Annotated in this window: 17 protein-coding genes; 13 read left to right on the top strand and 4 right to left on the bottom strand. The window is 40.9% G+C overall.

Annotated features, from left to right (window positions below):
- Nucleotides 1–104 precede the first annotated feature (104 nt).
- The 7 genes from ispF (at nucleotide 105) to argH (ending at nucleotide 6502) form a co-directional block, all read left to right on the top strand.
- On the top strand, nucleotides 105–590 hold the full coding sequence (gene ispF, locus AACS98_RS00900) for a 2-C-methyl-D-erythritol 2,4-cyclodiphosphate synthase (RefSeq protein ID WP_197480183.1): 486 nt from the start codon (nucleotides 105–107) through the stop codon (nucleotides 588–590).
- A gap of 30 nt (nucleotides 591–620) precedes the next feature.
- Nucleotides 621–1136, top strand: coding sequence for a type I restriction enzyme HsdR N-terminal domain-containing protein (locus AACS98_RS00895; RefSeq protein ID WP_066375172.1), 516 nt, complete (start codon nucleotides 621–623; stop codon nucleotides 1134–1136).
- The gene (locus AACS98_RS00890; protein WP_066375170.1) at nucleotides 1117–1743 is read left to right on the top strand and encodes a PIN domain-containing protein; all 627 of its coding nucleotides are present in this window, start codon (nucleotides 1117–1119) and stop codon (nucleotides 1741–1743) included. Before AACS98_RS00895 ends, AACS98_RS00890 begins: the two co-directional genes overlap by 20 nt.
- Before the next feature lie 17 nt (nucleotides 1744–1760).
- Entirely contained in the window at nucleotides 1761–3548 is a 1788-nt protein-coding gene (locus AACS98_RS00885; protein WP_066375168.1) for an ABC transporter substrate-binding protein, read from the top strand.
- A 130-nt stretch (nucleotides 3549–3678) separates the two neighbouring features.
- Nucleotides 3679–4467, top strand: coding sequence for a nickel pincer cofactor biosynthesis protein LarB (gene larB / locus AACS98_RS00880; RefSeq protein WP_066375165.1), 789 nt, complete (start codon nucleotides 3679–3681; stop codon nucleotides 4465–4467).
- 135 nt (nucleotides 4468–4602) lie between these two features.
- The gene (locus tag AACS98_RS00875) at nucleotides 4603–4809 is read left to right on the top strand and encodes a hypothetical protein (RefSeq protein WP_066375159.1); all 207 of its coding nucleotides are present in this window, start codon (nucleotides 4603–4605) and stop codon (nucleotides 4807–4809) included.
- A gap of 307 nt (nucleotides 4810–5116) precedes the next feature.
- Nucleotides 5117–6502 carry an argininosuccinate lyase gene (argH, locus tag AACS98_RS00870; protein WP_066375156.1) on the top strand — a complete coding sequence of 462 codons (1386 nt, stop codon included), beginning with the start codon at nucleotides 5117–5119 and terminating at the stop codon, nucleotides 6500–6502.
- A gap of 140 nt (nucleotides 6503–6642) precedes the next feature.
- On the opposite strand, the gene AACS98_RS00865 is transcribed toward argH, so the two are convergent.
- Complete coding sequence (locus AACS98_RS00865) at nucleotides 6643–6807, bottom strand: hypothetical protein (protein ID WP_197480177.1); 165 nt, start codon at nucleotides 6805–6807, stop codon at nucleotides 6643–6645.
- Nucleotides 6808–7731: 924 nt separating this feature from the next.
- Here AACS98_RS00865 and AACS98_RS00860 point away from each other — a divergent pair.
- Together AACS98_RS00860 and AACS98_RS00855 are read left to right on the top strand one after the other, a co-directional pair.
- Nucleotides 7732–8226: an NUDIX hydrolase gene (locus tag AACS98_RS00860; RefSeq protein ID WP_066375154.1), complete on the top strand. Its 495-nt coding sequence runs from the start codon at nucleotides 7732–7734 to the stop codon at nucleotides 8224–8226.
- Nucleotides 8227–8303: 77 nt separating this feature from the next.
- Nucleotides 8304–9110 carry an alpha/beta fold hydrolase gene (locus AACS98_RS00855; protein WP_066375152.1) on the top strand — a complete coding sequence of 269 codons (807 nt, stop codon included), beginning with the start codon at nucleotides 8304–8306 and terminating at the stop codon, nucleotides 9108–9110.
- Nucleotides 9111–9175: 65 nt separating this feature from the next.
- Here the strand turns inward: AACS98_RS00855 and AACS98_RS00850 are convergent, their stop codons facing one another.
- A complete protein-coding gene (locus AACS98_RS00850; RefSeq protein WP_232317096.1) occupies nucleotides 9176–9550 on the bottom strand; it encodes a hypothetical protein in 375 nt (124 codons plus the stop codon).
- 315 nt (nucleotides 9551–9865) lie between these two features.
- Here AACS98_RS00850 and AACS98_RS00845 point away from each other — a divergent pair, with 315 nt between their 5' ends.
- The 3 genes from AACS98_RS00845 (at nucleotide 9866) to phnE (ending at nucleotide 12530) form a co-directional block, all read left to right on the top strand.
- Nucleotides 9866–10840: a phosphate/phosphite/phosphonate ABC transporter substrate-binding protein gene (locus tag AACS98_RS00845; RefSeq protein WP_066375149.1), complete on the top strand. Its 975-nt coding sequence runs from the start codon at nucleotides 9866–9868 to the stop codon at nucleotides 10838–10840.
- Nucleotides 10841–10908: 68 nt separating this feature from the next.
- Nucleotides 10909–11643 (top strand): phosphonate ABC transporter ATP-binding protein, encoded by a 735-nt coding sequence (locus AACS98_RS00840; protein WP_066375146.1) that lies wholly within the window; start codon nucleotides 10909–10911, stop codon nucleotides 11641–11643.
- 92 nt (nucleotides 11644–11735) lie between these two features.
- Nucleotides 11736–12530: a phosphonate ABC transporter, permease protein PhnE gene (gene phnE, locus AACS98_RS00835; protein ID WP_066375144.1), complete on the top strand. Its 795-nt coding sequence runs from the start codon at nucleotides 11736–11738 to the stop codon at nucleotides 12528–12530.
- 260 nt (nucleotides 12531–12790) lie between these two features.
- On the opposite strand, the gene AACS98_RS00830 is transcribed toward phnE, so the two are convergent.
- On the bottom strand, nucleotides 12791–13411 hold the full coding sequence (locus AACS98_RS00830) for a (2Fe-2S) ferredoxin domain-containing protein (RefSeq protein WP_066375139.1): 621 nt from the start codon (nucleotides 13409–13411) through the stop codon (nucleotides 12791–12793).
- Nucleotides 13412–13472: 61 nt separating this feature from the next.
- Nucleotides 13473–13739, bottom strand: coding sequence for an Asr1405/Asl0597 family protein (locus AACS98_RS00825; protein ID WP_066375136.1), 267 nt, complete (start codon nucleotides 13737–13739; stop codon nucleotides 13473–13475).
- Nucleotides 13740–14386: 647 nt separating this feature from the next.
- Here AACS98_RS00825 and AACS98_RS00820 point away from each other — a divergent pair.
- Nucleotides 14387–14941: a Dps family protein gene (locus AACS98_RS00820; RefSeq protein ID WP_066375133.1), complete on the top strand. Its 555-nt coding sequence runs from the start codon at nucleotides 14387–14389 to the stop codon at nucleotides 14939–14941.
- The last annotated feature ends 528 nt before the right edge of the window (nucleotides 14942–15469 follow it).

Below are 15469 nucleotides of genomic sequence, written 5' to 3'. Positions count from 1 at the left end.
GATGAGGGAGATGAGGGAGATGAGGAAGATGAGGGAGATGAGGGAGATGAGAGAGATTAACTAATGACTAATGACTAATGACTAATAACTAATGACTAATGACTATGAACATCAGAATTGGTAACGGCTACGATATTCATCGACTGGTAAGCGATCGCGCTTTAATTTTAGGGGGTGTACAAATCCCCCATGAACTCGGTTTATTAGGACACAGTGATGCGGATGTCCTCACCCACGCCATTATGGACGCTATGCTAGGAGCGTTATCCTTGGGGGATATAGGTCATTATTTTCCGCCCACTGATCCCCAATGGGCAGGAGCAGATAGTTTAGTTTTATTAAGTCAAGTGCATCAGCTGATTCGCGCTCAAGGTTGGCAAATCGGCAATATTGACTCCGTAGTAGTTGCAGAACGTCCTAAATTGAAGCCGCATATTAAAACCATGCGTGACAAAATCGCCAATGTTTTACAACTACAACCCAATCAAGTAGGTATTAAAGCCACCACCAATGAAAAATTAGGCCCCGTGGGACGCGAAGAAGGTATCTGTGCTTATGCTGTAGTTTTACTGGTGGGTATAGACAGCTAAACTGATTAACTTGTTAGGAGAACTAGGACAATGGAAGCTGCAAAATTTCCTACTAAAATTGCTGATATTGTTGTCTTGGACAAAGAGGAAAAACTTGTTCTGTTCGTTGAAGTTAAATCTCACACAATCACAAATATAACCCAACAAAAACAAGTAATTTCACAAATAAAGTTTTATTTGCAACATATACATCATACTAATCGCTTTGTATTGGCAGATAATCCTTTTATCATGTTGGCAACTACAGAAAATATTACTATTTTTATATGGGATGGTAATGACTTTTCAGACCCTATCGTTTCCCTCAATACTGAGAATATCCTGTGTAATTACGACGAAGAATTTAGCGAATTGAGAAATAATAATCGTATCTCAGGATTTTACCTAGAAACACTGGTAGAAGCTTGGTTACGAGACTTAGCTTATCATTGGAAATCTGAACAACCGCCAGAATTCGCCAGATTACAAGAAATCGGCTTTTCGCAAAAAATAGAAGGGGGAATTACTTATTCTCAGGTAAATCTTAATGGTGATACTTTACGTTGAAACAAACTTTTTGATGTCTATTGCTCAGGGACAAGATTTAGCAGCTAATCAATTGCTCAACAGTCTTCCTGAGTCATTGCGTATAATCATACCAAGTATTTGCTTTATAGAAGCTCTTGCTACTTTTGAAAAAGAAAAGAAGGATCGTACAGAATTTGCGAGAGAACTAGATAAGCAGATTAACAAAGCAACTAGAGACATGGATTCTCACAATGCTAAACGCCTAGTTTTACAGTTAGAGCAAGCACGTATTTTAAACCAACGCCTTCTCAATGAAATTAATTATCGTCTTTATGATGTTATCGATAAATTAATTGAAAATGCCGAAATAATCAACTTAAATAACCAATTACTGCGAGATATCACAGACATAACTCTCATATTTCCAGAACATTTGCAAATTAAGAATGACTTGATAGATAACTTAATATTACAGTGTATTTTGAATCATGCTAAGTCACATACTACAGACCATAAAGTATTCCTGAGTGGAAATAAGAATGATTTCGGCAAACCAGATGTACAAGAAGCTTTGAGTAGATCAGGAGTCAGATATTTTAGTCTAACCCAAGACTTTCTAAGTTGGTTACAATCTCAAAATAGTTGAGTTAAATATTTAAAATTATGTCATATTCTCGTAATATATTTGCTGTTATCCAACGGTTTTGGATACTTATCCTGATAGCTGCATTTACAGCGTTGACAGTTGCAGCCTGTAATCCTGAAAATTTCAAAAGTTCAGCAGCCCAAACACCGCGATTAGTCACCAGTATTCTCAGCGATCCGAAAACTTTTAACTATGCTCTGAGTTCAGAAGTTCCTAACGTGTTTGGTTTGACTTATGAAGGCTTAATCACCGAAAACTATGAAACGGGTGAAATCGAGCCAGCATTAGCAGAATCCTGGGAAGTTTCTGATGATAAATTGAAAATTGTTTTTACGCTGCGCGATAATTTGAAATGGTCTGACGGGCAGCCACTCACAGTAGATGATGTTATATTTACCTACAATGAGATTTACTTTAATGAAGCCATTCCCACCGATATTAGAGATGTAATGAGGATTGGTGAAAGTCGTAAATTACCAACTGTGAAAAAAATCGATAATCGTCGAGTTGAGTTTACTGTTCCAGAACCATTTGCGCCATTTTTGCGTAGTTCTACAGGTGCGCCGATTTTACCAGCCCATGCGTTGCGCGAATCAGTAAAAACGAAAGATGCGGAAGGTAATCCCAAATTTCTACAAAAGTGGGGGGTTGATACACCACCAGAGCAAATTATTGTCAATGGCCCTTATAAAATAGAGCGATATGACACTAGCCAACGTGTAGTTTTTCAGCGAAATCCTTACTACTGGCGTAAAGGGCCTCAAGGTGAACAACAACCTTATATTGAAAGAATAGTATGGCAAATTGTGGAATCAACAGATACATCCTTGCTGCAATTTCGTTCTGGTGGTTTAGATAGTGTAGGCGTAACACCAGATTATTTTTCTCTACTTAAGCGGCAAGAAAAGCAAGGAAATTTCACAATTTATAATGGTGGCCCTGCTGCTGGCACGACTTTTGTGGTTTTCAATTTGAATAAAGGTAAAAGAGACGGCAAGCCACTGATTGATCCTGTAAAATCTCGTTGGTTTAATACTTTAGAATTTCGTCAAGCAGTGGCTTATGCAATTGACCGCCAAACCATGATCAATAATATTTATCGTGGTTTAGGTCAAACGCAAAATTCACCGATTTCTGTGCAGAGTCCTTATTATCTGTCACCAAAAGAAGGGTTAAAAGTCTACGATTACAATCCCGAAAAAGCCAAACAACTGTTACTAAAAGCTGGTTTTAAGTACAATCAGCAAGGACAATTATTAGATGCTCAAGGTAATCGGGTGCGCTTTACATTGCTGACAAATGCTGGTAACAAAATCCGCGAAGCAATGGGTTCACAGATTAAACAAGATTTGAGCAAAATCGGTATGCAAGTTGATTTCACTCCCTTAGCATGGAATACTTATACAGACAAGCTGGCTAATACTTTAGATTGGGAAGCTTCGATGTTGGGTTTGACTGGTGGCTTAGAACCAAATGATGGGGCTAATGTTTGGTCTCCTGAAGGTGGATTACACATGTTTAATCAAAAACCCCAAGCTGGACAAAAGCCGATTACAGGATGGGAAGTAGCACCTTGGGAAGCCGAAATTGGTCGATTATACATTCAAGCGGCGAAAGAGTTGGATGAAGCCAAGCGCAAAGAAATTTATGGGGAAACTCAACGCATCACTCAGGAGAATTTACCATTTATTTACTTGGTTAATCCCTATTCATTATCAGCAGTACGTAATCGCTTTGAGGGGATAAATTTCTCAGCTTTAGGTGGTGCTTTCTGGAATATACATGAAATCAAAATTGTAAAATAGGGGATTGGGGGATATAAATTCAAAATTCAAAATTCAAAATTCAAAATTGTTGACTGTTGACTGGGTAAAAGTTATTCTCCCCTGCTCCTTCGCTTCCTCATCTCCCTACTCCCTACTTCCTAAAATTGCTGTGACTCAACCTGAAATTTTGCGATCGCTCCTAGAGTCCGTCGCCAATGGTAAAGTAACCCCAGATATGGCCTTGGACTCACTCAAAGATTTAGCCTATGAATCTGTAGGTGAGTTTGCCAAAATTGATCATCACCGTCATTTGAGAACTGGGTTCCCGGAAGTAATTTGGGGGCTTGGTAAGACTCCTGAGCAAATTTGGAAAATTATGGAGGTGATGCGTCAGCGTAACCCGGTAGTCATGGCTACCCGTATTGAACCAGAAGTTTATACTGTACTGCAATCTAAGGTCAGGGGTTTACGCTATTACGAATTGGCGCGAATTTGTGCCATTGCTCCCCTTGATCTCAAACCACGGTTTGAAGGGGTGATTAGTATTCTCTCTGCTGGGACTGCTGACTTACCCGTTGCTGAAGAAGCAGCTGTCACGGCTGAACTGTCTGGTTTTCGGGTGCAGCGTCTTTGGGATGTAGGCGTTGCTGGTATTCACCGCTTGTTGAGTAACCGCCATCTGATTGAGTCCGCATCAGTATTAATTGTTGTCGCCGGTATGGAAGGGGCTTTACCTAGCGTTGTTGCCGGTTTGGCAGATTGTCCTGTGATTGCTGTGCCTACGAGTGTGGGTTATGGCGCGAGTTTCGGCGGATTAGCACCCTTATTGACAATGCTTAATTCCTGCGCTGCGGGTGTTGGAGTTGTTAATATTGATAACGGTTTTGGTGCAGCCGTGTTAGCAGGGCAAATTTTACGAACTGCCGAGAAATTACGGATGGCATCAGTTAAATATTAAGTTAGTAGATGAAGTGGTTGGGCATAGGGCATTGGGCATTGAGTACGGTGTAAATGATGATACCCTAACATCTAGCCTCTAACCTTGAACTTCTAACCCCTAACTGCTCACTTTTAACTTAATCAATTACTGAAAATGAACTACTTAAGTGATTTGATTTCTCAGGCTGTTTGGAATGTGCCGATAAATGTAACTGTACTAGGGCAAAACATTACAGACCCCAACGTGGTAGGTCAGATGCAAAAAGTTTGGAATCAATTTGTCCAGTCAGGTCAAATCTGGGCGTTGTTGATTGGTTTGGTGGTTGGCTATATATTTCGTAATCTAACTAAGTACGGTTGACATGGGTAGGGAGTAGGGAGTAGGGAGTAGGAAGTAGGGGAGATGAGGAGGATGAGGGAGATGAGGGAGATGAGGGAGATGTAGCTTGCTTCTCTTACGAGACGCTACCGCGAACGCGGTAGCGTATCCGTAGGATTCACCCGCAGGGTGGGAGATGAGGGAGATGAGGGGGATGAGGTAGACAAGGTAGACAAGGGAGAAATTCTTTAAGCGTCCCTTTTAGTCCCCAATCCCTTCCAATCCCTTCAAATCCCCAATCCCCAATCCCCAGTCCCCAGTCCCCAGTCCCCAATACCCAATATTTTCTATGACGGAAAAACAAACTTGGAGTCAGAGGTTTGAATCAGCGTTGCATCCAGCGATCGCTCGTTTTAATGCTAGTATAGGTTTTGACATAGAATTAATAGAATACGACCTCACAGGCTCACAAGCTCATGCCCAAATGTTGGCGCATACGGGGATTATTTCCCCACCAGAGGGAGAGCAACTAATTGCTGGTTTAGAGCAAATCCGCCAAGAATACCGTCAAGGCAAATTTAACCCCGGTATTGATGCGGAAGACGTACACTTTGCTGTAGAACGGCGGTTAACGGAACTTGTCGGTGATGTGGGCAAGAAACTCCACACGGCGCGATCGCGTAATGACCAAGTAGGCACTGATACCAGACTTTATCTACGCGACCAAATTCAACAAATTAAACAGCAATTACGGGAATTTCAAGCAGTTTTACTCGATATCGCCGAACAAAATGTAGAAACTCTGATTCCTGGTTACACCCACCTGCAACGCGCCCAACCCCTGAGTCTCGCTCATCACCTCTTGGCTTATTTCCAGATGGCGCAACGAGACTGGGAACGCTTAGGAGATGTTTATCGCCGGGTGAATATTTCGCCTTTGGGCTGTGGTGCTTTAGCGGGGACAACTTTCCCTATTGACCGCCACTACTCAGCTAAACTCTTGCATTTTGACGCGATTTATGCTAATAGCTTAGATGGAGTGAGCGATCGCGACTTTGCAGTAGAATTTTTGTGTGCTGCTAGCCTGATTATGGTTCACCTGAGTCGTCTGTCTGAGGAAATCATTCTCTGGGCATCGGAAGAGTTTCGTTTTATCACCCTCAAAGATAGCTGTGCCACAGGTTCCAGCATCATGCCCCAAAAGAAAAATCCCGATGTGCCAGAATTAGTACGGGGCAAAACCGGGCGAGTTTTTGGTCATCTCCAGGCTATGCTAGTGATTATGAAGGGATTACCCCTAGCCTATAACAAAGACTTACAAGAAGATAAAGAAGGTATATTTGATACCGTTAATACTGTCAAAGCTTGCCTAGAAGCAATGACAATTTTGCTGCGCGAAGGTTTAGAATTTCGGACGCAACGCCTCACAGAAGCCGTAGCGGAAGATTTTTCTAACGCTACCGATGTGGCAGATTATCTAGCTGCCAAAGGTGTACCCTTCCGAGAAGCTTATAATCTGGTGGGTAAAGTCGTCAAAACCAGCATTGCTGCTGGTAAACTCTTAAAAGATTTAACCCTAGAGGAGTGGCAACAACTACATCCAGCATTCGCAGAGGATATTTATCAAGCAATATCCCCGCGTACAGTTGTCGCCGCCCGCAACAGTTACGGTGGTACTGGCTTTACCCAGGTGAAAACAGCACTGGTAGCAGCCCGCACTCAAATTGCTGAGTAGAGGAATTGGGGATCGAAAAGTCAACACAAAAGCATTATTTGGTTTTTAACTTTTTGATGCCCAATGCCAAAAAACTAAGGCGTACATTTGTACGCCTTGTCAACCAAAACACTTAAAGAACTAGAACTGGGGTAGGCTGCTTACTCAGTATCAACTGCTGCTGCGCCCTCATCTTCCTCTTCTTTAGGTGGTCTTTGCTGGAACCTTCTCTGCATTTTTCCTGTTGTAGTCCGTTTACGAAACTTTCGGGCATACGCCTGGTTCCGTAGCGCCTTTTCTTTTTTCGGGTTACGGCGCTTGGCCATGTTCACCTCATGAATAAACAACAAAAAAGAGTAACTAGGCTTTCTGTAGACAATATCAGCTACTGACGTTATTGATATAGCTTTAGCCTAGTTAGAAATTATATATGCTTTGAACAGCATACAATCATATCCTATTCCCATGTAAAATGTCAATAGGAATTCACAATCATCATTGTCTGGTAGGGTGCGTCAGACTGTTGAAATGCTGTCAATAAACGTATCTTTGATATCTGACGCACCCTACTAATATGCCAGTTGCGTAAGTTCTGTACAGTGCAGAATAAATCACAGTGTTTGAGACTGGTGTGATTAATCTCAATTTAAAATCATCAAATTTACTGAATTACTACACCCATATCAGGTGAGCATCTATTGATTTTCAGTAAAAATAATTAAATGAATATTTCTTGGTATGGTAGGGGCGGGTTCACAAATACCCTAGTTGAGCAATTCAAAATATTTATAAACCCGCCCCTACTAGGGTTTCTCGTACTGACGCACCCTAGATTTTGGATATTGTTTATTTGGAAGTCCCAAATACAGGCTTTTGACACTGACTGAGCAAAAAACCTGACACCTTTTTCCGATTTTATCTGTCTCAATCCCTTGATTTATTGGGGTTTTAGGTTGATTTAGCCAACCCTAATTAGAGAAATGGATTTTTTCATTAGAGAATATTCATCCTGATTTTAGTTTGGAGACGCTGATTATATAAAAGATTAATTAATTGAATTTATATGTATATGACAATACAATGTCATGTAGAAAAAATCGATGAATGGGAAAGTTGATGTTTTAAATAAAAATAGTTAAAATCTATGATCAAACCACTAGCATATTTGTTTAAGGCAAAATTCAACGATTTCATAGTTGAGTTCATGCCAGTGGTAGGTTATTAAAGAACACTATATAAACATTTTCAGATTGAACCTTCTTGCTTTGTTTGCGGCTACTGTCCAATCCACACGTAGTTGGTGGCGGATTGGAACAACTGTACTAGGTATGATTTTTCGTCATCCAATCACGGGAACGAGTATTATACCGATATTACCTGATGGCAGAATTGTACTGATTCGACGGTGTGACGATGGTCTTTGGGCTTTGCCTGGGGGCATGGTAGACTGGGGAGAAGATATCCCGACTACAGTCTCCCGTGAGTTAGTCGAGGAAACTGGACTAGAGTTAACCAAAATTAGGCGTTTGGTTGGGGTTTATTCTTCGCCAGATCGTGATCCTAGAATTCACTCGATTTGTGTGGTGGTGGAAGCGGAAGTTCAGGGAACTATGGAAATTCAGGATAAATTAGAAGTCATGGAAATCCGCGCATTCCCGGTTGATGCTTTACCTAAAGAACCCATGTCTCATGATCACTCTCGCCAGCTACAAGACTACTTGAATGGCTTGACAACATTAGCATAAAAAATATGTGGATTTTTAGGTTAGAATTAGCAACTTAGATTAATGCTAAATTGTCTAATTTAAACCCTTAAATCAAAATGAATATACTGTTACGTAACGCCCGGAGAAAACTATCTCAAGGGCTATTATTCTGGCGTGAATCTGGTAAGGGGACACCCATAGTTTTTTTACATGGGAATTGGTATGATAGCGGCCAATGGGTAGCTGTAATTGAGTCGCTTGCTCAAGACTTTCATTGCTTGGCACCAGATTTATTAGGGTTTGGAGAATCTGAGCATCCCAATATCCATTACTCTATTGATGTGCAAGTAGAGTGTGTAGCCGAGTTTCTGCAAGCTTTGAAATTAGAAAAAGTCCACTTAGTTGGTGATTCTCTTGGGGGTTGGATTGCGGCTAGTTATGCCTTAAAGTATGCACAGCGAGTTGAGAAGTTAGTTCTGCTAGCACCAGAGGGTGTGCAATTTTCAGGGCAAGCAGCTTATTGGCAGAAAATGCGGAGGTTATGGAAGCGATCGCCACTCTTTTTTAAGATACTGCGATCGCTGCGTTTTTTCACTCAACTTTTTGGTCTACATGAAACAATACAACAAGATTGGCAAATGCGCCAAACTATGCTGCAATATCCCACAGCGTGTCAATTACTATTTCAACGGCAACAACCAGAACTAGAAGCAGAATTATTACACAGTCGATTATCTCAACTAGAAATTCCGGTATTAATTTTACAAGGTGGTAAAGATTCCCCTGAAGCCTTAGCTAAAAGTCAGGCTTATAGTCAACTGATTCCCCAAGCAGAATTGAAAATTATTGCTCATGCTGGTAATGATTTACCGAATTCCTGTGTTGGGCTTGTAGCTGGAGATATTCGAGATTTTATGGGGTAAATCGGGAATAGTCAAGACTAAACCTTGATTAACTCTGTGAGTATCACCCTGGCATTGATTAGCTGCTAAATCCATTCAAAACCTTGTGTTGCTAAATATTCCTTAGCAGGTTCTAAAACTTCTTTGCGAATTATCAGCTTGACATTTGGCTCGGTTAAATATAGCTGAAACCGCTCTATAAACAAACTATTAGCAGGTTCAATTTTTCTAATTGCACTCCAAGGAATTAACAACGGTGGTGAGCCAAAACTAAACAACGGGAAAACACTCAGATAAATTCCTTTAGCACTCACACCCACATTTAAAGTGCTTTTATAGTACACCCAACCCACAGAACCACGTTCCATACGTGAGAAATGTGGTGGTGGTGGCTCATGGGTGCGGTATAGTTTGGCGAAACGATTCCAGTTATGACGAAACAAAAAAATCATCGCTATCATACTTACCACGAAAAAAGGTATGTAAAGCCCAAGTAGGTTTTTTAGCATGGCAATATTGAGTTAATGGTGATTAATACGTGTCCTCTGTCAGCATCAAGCGATCGCTATCACCGTTTTTGTAATTAATTTTACCGATAACCATATTATTGGTACATCATACGGAAGACTAGCCCCTGTGACGAAAATTATTATTTTTTACCTGACATCTCGCTATAACTATTGACTTTTTTTCCTAAAAGGTATAGATTCTATCCTTGGGATAGATGAAATTAATTTGCAAAAATACTGCAAATACTTCTTAATGGAGAGTTGGAAATGAGTGTGAGCAAAAAGTGCTTGTTGGGTGCTGGAGCAACATTTGTTGCTCTAACAGGTTTAGCAGTCAGCACCTTGGGAGGAATAGAGCCGACTAATGCTAATTCAATTTATAATCAACAAGCACCTCGCTTACTGGCTCGCAGGCAGAAGGAATTGACAATGGTTTTTCCTAGTCGTTCCGATTCCACAGACTTGCAAAATAAAGCCAATGCTGTAGCCGCATTCTTATCCAAAGAGTCAGGAATTCGTGTTAAAGCACAGATAGGTGATGACACGGCGGCGGTAGAAGCTTTGAGAGCAAATCGCGCTGATGTGGCTTTCCTGAGCAGTCGCCCTGCATTGAAAGCCGAACAACTCGCCAATGCTCGCTTACACTTAGCGGAAGTCCGCGAAAACTATTCAGGTAGATTCACCTACCATTCAGTATTTGTTGTACCTAAAGATAGCCCTCTGCAAACTAAAAATAATGCCAAAAGTACCCTAGAACAACTACGGGGTAAGAGAATGGCGTTTACTTCCCCCACTTCTGGCTCAGGGTTCATTTTCCCGGTGGGTGAATTGGTGAAGCAGGGATTTGTCCCTAACCGCGATCGCATGGATGGTTTCTTTGGCCAAATGACTTACGGTGGTAACTATAGTAAAGCTTTACAAGCGGTTGTCCGTGGTCAAGCTGATGTAGCTGTAGTATCAGAATATGCTCTGTTTCCTCCCTACATCACCGCCGAAGAACGCAGCAAGTTACGGGTATTACATAGAATCTCTGGTGTACCTGCCCACGGTATCGTGATCGATGATGACGTGAATGCCGTAGTCAGAGAAAAACTCATTAATGCGATGTTGAAGCTAAATCAGCCGCAAAATAATCAATTACTACGCAGCTTGTATAATTCTACAGAGTTGGTGAGAGTAGATCATAACCGTCATTTAGCACCAGTGAAGGATGCTCTCAAGCGCGTTGGAATTGAACCTTAATTATTCATTAAGACGCGATTAACCGCGTCTTTACCAGATATATTTAATTAAATTGACCGAGGAATAGGATGAATGATTGTGTAATAAATTGTTACAACCTAGAGACAGCCTATGCTGAATCTTTGCATCGTCCTATTCTCAACGGGATTAATTGCCAAATCAACCGGGGTGAGTTTGTTGTTTTACTAGGACTCAACGGTGCGGGTAAGTCTACTTTACTGCGATCGCTTGTCGGGTTAGTACCATTAAAAGGCGGAGAAATTCGCATCAATGGTTTAGAGGTAACAAACCCTACATTGCCCAAAATTCGCCAGGATGTAGCCATGTTATTTCAAGGCGGCGGATTAATTCCCCAGTTGTCAGCCATTGACAATGTGCTGTGTGGCAGACTGGGAGTCAGAAGCACTTGGGAAACACTGTTTGGGTTTCCGAAACGCGATCGCACCTTAGCCTTAAACTTATTAGAACAATTAGGTTTAAAAGAGCAAGCATATCAAAAGACTAGCCAACTCAGTGGCGGACAGCAACAAAGAGTTGCGATCGCACGGGCGTTAATCCAATCACCGCAAATCCTCCTCGCTGATGAACCCATCACCGGCTTAGATGTCATCGCCTGTCAGCAAGTGATGGAGACTTTATCAGAATTGCAGTCTCAGCATGGTCTGACAATTATTACAGTTTTGCATGATTTGGGTATCGCTGCCAAATATGCCCAGCGAGCGATAGTTTTGGATGCCGGACGCATCGTTTATGATGGTGTTTGCGATAACTTGCAAGCACAATTTGCTAAAGTTTCTCCGTGAGTAAGGGTAAGCCCAAATATAACTCGTCTGCCGATGAATACTAAAACTTAAGAGTTTTGAGTTAGTTAAAAGGTTCAATTTCAGTATATATCATGAGTTACTCGTTACATTCAAAACTCCTACGACGCTACCCTTGGGTGATTCCCTTACTCATTTTCTTAATTTTGGTCATAGTTTATAGCTGGGCGTTGCAAGGTTTAAGCGTAGACTTTGGACTATTGCGTTCAAGCTGGCCTTATATTACAGATTTTATCTCGCGGTTATTTCCCCCCGATGTCACAGTTATAGATATAGCAGTTAAGGCACTAATTGAAACGGTGCAGATGTCTATATGGGGAACTACCATTGGCGCGATTATTTCTATACCTATTGCTATAGCTAGTGCCAATAATATTGCACCTCGTTGGCTGCAATGGTTAGCCAATTTGTTGCAAAATACAGTCCGTTCAGTGCCTTCAATTATTCTCGGCTTAATTTTTGTCGCCGCTACCGGTTTAGGCGCGCCCGCAGGTACATTGGCATTGGGAATCTATACCATCGGCTATCTAGCTAAATTTTATCAACAAGCGATTGAGGCGGTTGACCACCGTTCCATAGAATCATTGCAAGTGATGGGAGCATCGAGGCTACAAATTGCCCAGTACGGTATCCTACCCCAAATCATACCTTTAGGATTAGGTTACACCTTATGGATGTTTGAGTATAACATCCGGGCTGCTTCGGTTTTGGGTGTGGTAGGTGCTGGTGGTATTGGCTTTCAGTTGAAAAGTTATATTGATGGGTTTGAGTATAACAAAGCCACCACTATGATGTTAGTGCTGTTAGTAGTGGTGACGGTAATTGATAGTTTTAGCAGTCAACTGCGTCGCCGCTTAGATTCGATGTAGTTTGTAGTAAGCGGCTCTAGCCCTTTGTGTTTGAGGACTAAAATTGTAGTATTTGTAGTGGCGTGGACAGGCTAAAGTAGTGCAAAAATATAGTTCTTGTGGTGCGGGCTTCTAGCCTGCACCACAAGAGAGTTTTAATGCAACATTTAAGGCTTGCCACGCCAGTAGGGTGCGTCAGACTGTTTCAATGCTGTCAATAAACCTATTTTTGATATCTGACGCACCCTACTAATATGCCTGTTGCGTCAGACCTGTTTTTGTTAGTAAGCTTGAGCAACAGCTTCAACGAATTGTGGCTGAGGTTGTTCTCGATTGCTGTCTGCAAAATGTTTATTCATTAATGCGGGAACTTGATCAGCTTGAATCCGACTGTAGCGGGTTTTATCTGGCATGACTAAATTCGGCCCAGCTTTGCAGTTTTTCATGCAGCCAGTACCTTTGATTGTAACTTGGTCTTCTAAACCGCGATCGCTCAACGCCGCCTCTAATGCTTGACAAACAGCCTTACCGCCTCGCTTCATACAGTCAGACTTTTGACACACCAAAATTGTGGCTTTAGTCTTACTTGGTTTTGTTTGAGTTGGTTGTGCTGGCGTTGGTGTTAATGTACCAGTTTTAGCAGCCATTACCTGTTCCGCTTTCAGTTTAGTTTTACCACTCTTGGCATCATGTTTGACTTTACCAACCACTTGCAACCAAGTTCCAGGGGGTAAACGCCAGTCAAAAGTAAACCTTAAATGTTTAGCCAGTTTAACGTAGCATTCACCATCATAAGTCCCTAGTAACAAGCCTTTGAGCTTATAACCATCTTCAATAACAAAATCGATAAATCTACCCTCAATACAAAAGTCTGATGCTGCTGCCTTGTGGAATACACCCATATTCTTTTACCTATTTTTAACTCTGATTTATTAATTGAGATGGTGTGAATAACTTGAGTGGCTATCCCCTATCTGAATGTCGGTAGGGAATTCGCCAACTAGATTTGAGAGTTGAAATTTTTTCTTGGCGCGAGGCTGTGAATTCTCGAATCACACTCCAGAGTTGAGTGGCGGCGGTAGGAGTGTTAATTTCCACACTCAAAGGCTGATTAGTTTGACAGCTACAGGGAATTTCTAACTCTTGTAAGCGTTGGTAAACCTGCCATCGATCTATCCAATTCACTTCTACAAGGTACTTTTGTTTGGCTTCTGAACTAAAAGATTTCAAGTAACTAGCCCTCAAAGTGCGACTAATTTGCAGTAACTATCTAGCGATCGCTCCCTAGTCTCAAAAATCTTTGAGGAAGCAACCTCTAATCCTAGGATACCTTAAGTGCAAACTTTTCTCATTTAGTTTTGAAAAAAATTTGCAAAATCTTGAAATAACTTGCTGATTACTCAACAGACAGATGAAGAAGGGATTGGATGCTAGGACGGGTTTTCCTGGTTTAGAGGGCGTAAAACTCCTGAAATTAACGGAAGTAGGGGTTTAGCAATGCTAAACCCCTACAGTTGGTGTAACTAGACGTGGGGAAACAGACTCTATACAGGAACTTTGCTGCTATCCCAGCTTTGAACCTGGGTAGTGTGGTGTTTGACAATATCCCAGAAAATAATGAGAATTTTTCCCTATTTTGATAGTGAACACTCACTTCAGACAGGAAACACAACAGTTGAGAGTAATTCCTTTTTCTCAAAAAAGAAAGTAGCAACTTCAAGTTATATACACAGAAATAATTAATGAGTAAAGTTTGCAATTCACAGAATCAAAATTAAAATTTTGCGATAATTTTAGCTCTTGTTTTTATGTTTAAAGTGTTAATATGTAGAAACTAAACAGTTAGCAAGTAAGACTGTCCAAAAGCGAGGGGAACAATGGCTGATACACAAACTCTATTACAAAACTTTGGCGAGGTTTACGACAATCCTGTGTTACTAGATCGCAGTGTCACCGTTCCAGTAACAGAAGGATTAAACGTTGTTATAGCTAGTTTTCAAGCTCTGTACTTGCAATACCAAAAACATCATTTTGTGGTTGAAGGTGCAGAATTTTATTCACTACATGATTTTTTCAATGACAGCTATAAAGACGTTCAAGACCATATCCATGAAATTGGCGAACGCTTGAATGGATTAGGTGGTGTACCAGCAGCTAGTTTTAGCAAGTTGGCAGAATTAACTTGTTTTGAACCAGAATCTGATGGTGTCTATTCCAGCCGCCAGATGCTCGAAAATGACCTGGCAGCAGAACAGGCGATCATCAACGTTATCCGTCGCCAAGCGGCTCAGGCTGAGAGTTTGGGCGACCGTGGTACACGCTATATGTACGAAAAGATTCTCTTAAAAACCGAAGAAAGAGCTTATCATTTAGCTCACTTCCTGGCTAAAGATAGCTTAACTTTGGGTTTTGTTCAACCTGCTCAGAATTAATCTTGAAATGATGGAAATTCTATCTATTTGTAGATGTAAAACATCTTGATAGAACTCAATCTGAAAATCTGATTACAAATGGCTGAGGGTATTAATACTCTCAGCCATTTTTCATTTAGCTGAATATTTTCATCGCCACAAATCTAAAATTGCTCTTCAAGTATCTTGACAATAAATATCAATTTACTAAATTATCAAGATTAATCCTTGATTTCTTCTTAACTTATTCTTAACTATAAACTATAGATTTAATTATATTTATTGATGACGTAAAAGCTTTTACACGCCAAAATGACAATACTTAAGCGTCAGTTTATTGAGAATGTTTGAAATTAACGCTTAAAGAAATCAAATAATTAGTAAAGAGTATGGGTTGATGAAAAAATCAATACAAAAAGATATGTTGGTGAAGGTAATTTCTCGCGATCGCCAGTAATTTGTCACAGCCAGCGCATAAATTCAGTATAAAACCGACCGTAGCAGCATCTATGCTGGTAAAAGAGAGTAAGCAAGTTCCTGGCTAGCTAC

This window comes from Anabaena sp. CA = ATCC 33047, assembly GCF_963870205.1.
In the GTDB taxonomy this organism is placed as follows: domain Bacteria; phylum Cyanobacteriota; class Cyanobacteriia; order Cyanobacteriales; family Nostocaceae; genus Trichormus.
Note: the sequence above shows the minus strand (reverse complement) of the source record. Positions and strands in the feature narration are given on the sequence as shown.

What these genes read in the sequence shown, in the direction of transcription:
- AACS98_RS00890 (WP_066375170.1), top strand. Translation starts at nt 1,117, where the DNA reads ATGGTGATACTTTACGTTGAAACAAACTTTTTGATGTCTATTGCTCAG.
- AACS98_RS00850 (WP_232317096.1), bottom strand. Translation starts at nt 9,550, where the DNA reads ATGATAGCGATGATTTTTTTGTTTCGTCATAACTGGAATCGTTTCGCC.
- AACS98_RS00895 (WP_066375172.1), top strand. Translation starts at nt 621, where the DNA reads ATGGAAGCTGCAAAATTTCCTACTAAAATTGCTGATATTGTTGTCTTG.
- phnE (WP_066375144.1), top strand. Translation starts at nt 11,736, where the DNA reads ATGAGTTACTCGTTACATTCAAAACTCCTACGACGCTACCCTTGGGTG.
- AACS98_RS00865 (WP_197480177.1), bottom strand. Translation starts at nt 6,807, where the DNA reads ATGGCCAAGCGCCGTAACCCGAAAAAAGAAAAGGCGCTACGGAACCAG.
- ispF (WP_197480183.1), top strand. Translation starts at nt 105, where the DNA reads ATGAACATCAGAATTGGTAACGGCTACGATATTCATCGACTGGTAAGC.
- AACS98_RS00840 (WP_066375146.1), top strand. Translation starts at nt 10,909, where the DNA reads ATGAATGATTGTGTAATAAATTGTTACAACCTAGAGACAGCCTATGCT.
- AACS98_RS00875 (WP_066375159.1), top strand. Translation starts at nt 4,603, where the DNA reads ATGAACTACTTAAGTGATTTGATTTCTCAGGCTGTTTGGAATGTGCCG.
- AACS98_RS00820 (WP_066375133.1), top strand. Translation starts at nt 14,387, where the DNA reads ATGGCTGATACACAAACTCTATTACAAAACTTTGGCGAGGTTTACGAC.
- argH (WP_066375156.1), top strand. Translation starts at nt 5,117, where the DNA reads ATGACGGAAAAACAAACTTGGAGTCAGAGGTTTGAATCAGCGTTGCAT.
- AACS98_RS00830 (WP_066375139.1), bottom strand. Translation starts at nt 13,411, where the DNA reads ATGGGTGTATTCCACAAGGCAGCAGCATCAGACTTTTGTATTGAGGGT.
- AACS98_RS00845 (WP_066375149.1), top strand. Translation starts at nt 9,866, where the DNA reads ATGAGTGTGAGCAAAAAGTGCTTGTTGGGTGCTGGAGCAACATTTGTT.
- AACS98_RS00885 (WP_066375168.1), top strand. Translation starts at nt 1,761, where the DNA reads ATGTCATATTCTCGTAATATATTTGCTGTTATCCAACGGTTTTGGATA.
- AACS98_RS00855 (WP_066375152.1), top strand. Translation starts at nt 8,304, where the DNA reads ATGAATATACTGTTACGTAACGCCCGGAGAAAACTATCTCAAGGGCTA.